At 63.3% G+C, this 5946-nt stretch carries 4 protein-coding genes; all 4 read right to left on the reverse strand.

Features of this window, described 5'->3' with window-relative positions; genetic code table 11:
- Positions 1–35: 35 nt before the first annotated feature.
- Complete coding sequence (locus M4I32_RS15005) at positions 36–1790, reverse strand: GNAT family N-acetyltransferase (protein WP_319035290.1); 1755 nt, start codon at positions 1788–1790, stop codon at positions 36–38.
- 243 nt (positions 1791–2033) lie between these two features.
- The gene (locus M4I32_RS15010; protein ID WP_319035291.1) at positions 2034–4034 is read right to left on the reverse strand and encodes an ATP-binding protein; all 2001 of its coding nucleotides are present in this window, start codon (positions 4032–4034) and stop codon (positions 2034–2036) included.
- On the reverse strand, positions 4027–5289 hold the full coding sequence (locus tag M4I32_RS15015) for an SIR2 family protein (protein WP_319035292.1): 1263 nt from the start codon (positions 5287–5289) through the stop codon (positions 4027–4029). The genes M4I32_RS15010 and M4I32_RS15015 overlap by 8 nt, the downstream gene beginning before the upstream one ends.
- Before the next feature lie 440 nt (positions 5290–5729).
- On the reverse strand, positions 5730–5946 hold a 217-nt coding region (locus tag M4I32_RS15020), incomplete at its 5' end, for a hypothetical protein (protein ID WP_319035293.1).

The raw sequence follows: 5946 nt of genomic DNA on the forward strand, positions 1-5946 counted from the left end.
TCATGACATTCAGACCTCTCAGCTGGGGAGTTGCATCAGCAACTAGCTACCCCTGCCACACATTCTGACGCGCGACAGACATACCAGAGGATGCGTGAGCCTTGTTCGGGCAGCGGCCGGCTGGATCCGCTGTAGTAGACATGCTCTCTTGAGAGGCCGAGGCCACGTTTCCGGTCGCTCCACAGCGCGCCGCGATCGATGCCGAACAGCAGCTCGGCGAACCCGGGTTGCACGGGAATCACATAGGTGGGAACGGCGAGATCGATGAGCACCAACGGCCATAGCCGGCGTTCGAGTTCCCGTACCGCCTGCAGATCGGGGTCACCATCAACAACCGGTAGGTCGTACTTCCTCGCGCTGGCGCGCTCGTCTATCAAGGTTGCGCACGGTTGGTCACTTCCGACGTAACCGTCCTGGGCAAGCGCCGCCTGAATCACCGGACCTCGTTGCGCGTCGGCGACTACGACGGTAGTGAGGCCATTCTGTCGAGCAACGGAACGCAGGTGCCGCGCGAGTTGTAGTGCGATTGTCGTTGACGACTCCCCACGAACGATTCGAACGATGGAGACCTGCAGCGCCGGTCCTCGAATCTCCTCCGCGACGACCGCTAGTGGGCGGCCCGATGGATCCGACAGCACTCTCGTTGTCGTTGGATGCTGCGAGATCTCGGCGCGGAGTCGTCGAGCGAGCGTTGATGCCCGCTCCTGGGTCTCGTGCGTAACGAATTTCGATGCCAGTTCCGCGATGGGCCAGGCGGATGCTGGGCGCCACTCCAGATCGAGTGACTCGATAAGGCGGGACCGGAACGTAGGAAGATCCAAGCGGTTGAGCATCTCGGCCACGAGTTCATGTGGGCGGACCACGCGCACACCCGTGCCGTCTGGCAGAGCGCGAGTTGCGGCCCGGATGAAGCCCTCGTCGTTCGTCACGACGAACGACGCTCCAGCAGTGATCGCGTCTACGAGGTGGCAAAAATCGTTGCGCAGTGACTCGTCGAGGGCAAGGGCGGAGTCGCCGACTCGTTCGAGTAGTTGCTTCAGCAAGGTGTCATCGTCCGCTCGGGTCGAGCGAAGTCTCGTTAGCTCTTGCGACCGCTCCCGCTGCAGCTCGCGCTCGCCGCGATCCGAGATTGCGTTGAGTTCTACGTCGACGCGGGGTGACACAACTGGGACGATCGCGGCCTGAAGCCAACCTGCGAGTAGGCCGATCGAGGACTCCCGATCGGGACGGTTCACGCTCGTGGAAGCGTAGAGATCCGCCACGACGTTCGTATCGTACGCGACGAGCGGGAGCCCTGCCCCCATCGCGGCTTCTTCAAGCAAGTCGAGGCCGCCGAGGGGTCTCCACCAAGCGCACAAGATCGAGCCCGCGACTGCTCGCCCAGCCTTTTCTCCGCGCGGCGCAAGACCGGCGGACTCCCAGAATCGGTCCAGGCCCTCGTAGTCTCGCCGGCAGTACGCGAGAACTCCGATCGCCGCCGGGTTACGCAGGATGGCCGCATCAATCAACGCCTTTCCAGCTCCGAGACCTCGCGCGTCGTCAGCGACGCAAACGTGCACAAGCTTGATGTGTCCCGCCCGCGGTAGGTCATACAAGCAGTAGCCGACAACCTCACCGTCGACCCTCGCCGCGACCAGAGTGCGTTTGCGAAGGCGATCGGCGAACGCGGAATCGGGAAGAAACCCCAGCGTCGTGCTGTGCGTCTTCGCAAGGCGGAGTATCTGGCGCCAGTCTTCCAGCTTCATCGCGGTGGGCTCGAGATGCTCGATAGTGACCTCACGAGCGGGCATGTTACATACGTACTGGACTTTGCAGAGGCAGTGCCGCACCGGCGCGCACATTACGCCGAATGCCCGGCCGATCTTCAGGCCTAATCCCAAACGGCGGCACTCCGGTCCGAGCATTAGCGGTTTGTCGGCGTTGCGGGAAGCAGTCCGGGATAGCGCACGGGACGAGTCGCGTCGCGCCGGTTCAGTGGCGAGCGAGTTGCGCCGGAACCAGACGTGGGGCACGTTCCTGCCTGCCGTTCGCGCCTAGAACGGCGTGTCCGCTTCGGCGGCAGCAGCCGGCGGTTGGGCTGCGTCCGGGACCTGCAGCATCGCACTGACGGGCGGCGCGACGATCGGCCCTTTCGACCATTCGGTTGTCACCGACATGGTGCGGCTGTTCGGCTCGAATTCCTCGGGCAGCGGGGCGACCCTCGCTATGACAGGCACCTGCGCGGATACCCCCGCGATGACACAGGCGCCCGTCGGCAGAATCGGGAGTGACTCAAAGGACACCCTGTCGAGGTAGGCGACGGCCTTCTCGACAGCGTGGATGTCGAGGTTGTTGATGAGGCGATGCAGGAAGTAGTTATGCAGCTGCGAAATTATCGTCTCGGAGATGTCGTGGGGACGCTGGCTCGCGATGGTCAGGAAGACGCCGAACTTGCGGCCCTCCTTGATGATTTCCTCGAACGTCTCCAGTCTGTAGTCGCGCCAGGCCTCACTCTCTCGCGACGACTCGGTCGACAGGATGTTGTGGGCCTCGTCGATGATGAGATTCAGGTAACGCTCGTTCGAGGGATCGGAATCCTTCTTCTCGTCGTAGAGATGCTTGCAAAGAAGCATCGGGATGACTTTGCGCATCGAAAGGCTGACGTCCCTCAGCGACACAACGGCCAGTGGTCGGTCTGCGAGCGGTGCGTCGGAGATCTCGACGAGCTTCTTGATGTCCGGCACCCGCGTTTCGAGCCGCTTGATCAAGGGCGACAGGTGCTCCCGGTTCGAGTAGCCGCTGATGATGTCGCTGTAGTACTGGAGCACGATCTTGAAGCGCACGAGGTCAATGCCTTCGCGTACCTGGCTGAAGTCGACCGGCAGGGCAGTGATCTTGTCCTTCGTCAGGCCCTGCCACCGGGGGTTGTCTGGGTCAAGGGGCGGGTTGCCCCAAGCCCCCCAATAAAACTTCCGGAGGGTGCTGTTGTAGTGCAGGTTGGCCTGGAAGTCGTCCAGCAGTGCTTCTAGCTCGGCGGGCGCGTGCGGCCCCAGGCAGGTCTGCACTTCGAGCAGGAGGTTGATGACGGTTTGACGGTCGATGGACACGTCGTTGCTCTTGGTGGCGCGCAGCACCATCTCGCCGATCACATTGAGCAAGTCCACGGGGTTCGCGAGCCGACGCTCCCAGAAGTCGCTGGCCAGCACGCGGGCGAGGAAAGGCGCCTGGGTCTTCTCGGTCGCGTCGAGGAGAACGGACCAGAAGGTTACGTCCTCCACCGCGGAGGCAGGGAGCGGGATCTTCGCGCCGCCGTCTTTGAGGTGTGTCGAAAGCACGTACTCGCGCTTGTTGTCCGAGGAAGTGATGACGGAAGTCGACCGGCGTTCGTCTCCGGCCGCTGGTCGGTCGACGTACTCGCCATTGAAGTCGATGAGGACGAACTGAGACCGCTCGCGGAACCCGGGAGTTGCACCGAACGCGCCGAATAGTTCGTGGTACAGCTTGGAGAGCGTGTAGGACTTGCCGCTGCCGGTGTTGCCGAAGATGCCGATGTGGCTGCCAAATACTTCGTCGACCCCCACAACCACGCGTTGCGTGGGCTCCATCGCAAGCGACCCGATCTCGACCGAAGCGTCACCCGGCGCGACGAAGGTGTGGACGAGGCCGAACTCGCTCTCGCTCAGGATGAAGCACTCGTTGTCGAGAAGCGGCATCTCGCGGACGCCGCGCTCGAACTTCCCGTTCTCGAGGTAGCCGATGAGGCTGACGTCCAGCGTGCGGGACACGCGATCGTCGTCGGTCTTGAACGACGGGGAGGTCGCGCGGTTCTCGTCGACGTGCTCGCCGTCGACCTTGGCGATGAGCTCGACGAAGCCCTTCGAGATCTTGACGTAGCTCGCGACCGCGACGTTGCGGACAATGCCACCGCGGTAGAGGAGGTGGGCGCCGTTCTTGAGCTTGTCGACCTGGATTGATATCCGGCGGCCTTCCACTCCCGTTACGCGGCCGACCCGAAATATCGCGTCGCGCTGCAGGTCGACATCGACGTCACGCATCGGCCGTCGGCTCCGACCCCACCCTGACGTCCAGCTGAATCACCTGGTCGGCGGCGGGCACCGGATCGCTGACGAGCGGGGCGAAGTACGTCTCGCGCAGGCGGTCGAGGTCGAGGACGACCTCTTCTGCGCCCTCCTCCGGAGCGAACGGAGTGACGAACAGTATGTTGCCGTTCTTCAATTCTGACTCTGGCAGGAGAGCATCGTAGGCCTCGCCGTCGGACCGTCGGTAGCAGAACACGATCACCTGCAGGGTCGGATTCGTCCGGGCGCCGCGGAGGACGAGGTCGCGGATGTGCTCGTCCCGGAACGAGAAACCGTGGACGAGAAGGAGGCTGTTCTCCTTCTCGAGCTCGTTGGCGAGCCGCCGGATCAGTTCGTAGTACGTCTCGTTGAGGACGGTTGTCGCGAACTTGCTCTTCTCCGGATTGACTATCGCGAGAGTCCCGTACACTTCCGCAAAACGGCCTGCCGCTTCAGTCAGCGTCTTGCCGGAAGCCGCCTCCACGAGGTCCGAGACGTCGAGACCATCGGCGGATCCGATCGGGATGAGGTCCTCCTCGGCGGCGTCGTAGGCCTCGCCGACCTCGCCGACGCGCTCCAGTCCGTGGTCGTAGAAGATGCGCTCGCCGGGCGAGCCGTCCGCCTCGACCCGCCAGCCGACGGACCCGTGGAGTTTGTAAAGGTCGATCACCGGGATCTCGGATCGGCGCTCGAAGCGCGCGGTCTGCCGGTAGCGGGTGGAGCCGAACTCGCCGAGATCGAACCGCGGGCGGATCTTTCCGCTGAACCCGTCGATGACCTCGATGCCGAGCTGCTCCAGGGCGACCTCGAACGTCATATCGACGTTGGTGGTGAAGACGTTGGCCTGCTTTCCGAGCAGGGATGACCGGCGGCGGAGAAGGACGTGGTTGAGGGTGCGGAAGAACCCCGCGTACGACCTCACGACGCCCGTCGCGGCAGCGTGCAGCGGAATGAGCTGGCGGTTTGGCCGTACGACCCGGTGGAAGAAGTAGCCCTGGATCGAGGCGCGCACGAGCGCCTTCTCATCCGAGGGGACCGCGAGCTTGTCCAGTTCAGTCAGCGCCGTTTCGATGTCGCCGAGTCTCTCGAAGAAGCCGCTTGGCGTGCCGGCCCCGATCAGGAAGCTGACGTGCGAATCCTGGACCATCGTCCGGAACCGCTCGACGCTCAGCCCGTTCGCTCCGCCGGGCCGCTGGTTGCCCGGCGCCGACACGCGTACTTCCGAGCTCACGACGAAGCCCCCGCGGCCGGGCCATAGTTCTCCATCAGTGCGGTTTTCGTGTGCTCGTTGCCTGGTTGCATGTCCCCCGGTGCATCCTCACCTTCTGCCCTGATTATGACAGTTAGGTTAGGCACGTGAAGCAAGGAGTGAGTCGGGGTGTCGGTACGTGACGAGGACCCGACGGCGGTGTCTCTGATCAATTCCGGCAGGGCCGAGACCGAAGAACCACTCGAAGACGGAGTTGATGTCGCATCCGCTGCGCGCCGCCCGATACGCGGTCCTCGACCGCGAAGTGTGAGACGCCAATTGACCTGACCCAGATTTGGGCAATTGGCTCATGAACGTACTGGTGGATCGCCTAGGCCGGTGCGAGCGGCTTGGTCAAACTAGTTGGTCCACCTCCGAGGCCGTTGGGCTCACCCGTAGAGGCTTCCGGTTCGGGTGCTTGGTCAGCGCCCTTGGGACCGGTCGAGCTCTTCCGAAGTGAGCAGACTGCGAAGGAGCGTCAGGCTTGCGAGGACTTCATCGAACGTGACGATGCTGACAGCGCGGGAGTTGCCGCGGAACAGTTCGAACGATTTCGTTCTGTTGTCCCGCGTCAAGTACTTGGCAGGATTTCTTCTCTTTCGAAGTTGGGGATGGTGGGGTCGGCCAGGCCCGTGTGCA

The sequence above is a fragment of the Microbacterium sp. LRZ72 genome (assembly GCF_033792225.1).
GTDB lineage: Bacteria > Actinomycetota > Actinomycetes > Actinomycetales > Microbacteriaceae > Microbacterium.

Bases quoted from the DNA above. Each gene is read 5' to 3' on its own strand.
- M4I32_RS15010 (WP_319035291.1), bottom strand. From the start codon at position 4,034: ATGCGTGACGTCGATGTCGACCTGCAGCGCGACGCGATATTTCGGGTC.
- M4I32_RS15005 (WP_319035290.1), bottom strand. From the start codon at position 1,790: ATGCCCGCTCGTGAGGTCACTATCGAGCATCTCGAGCCCACCGCGATG.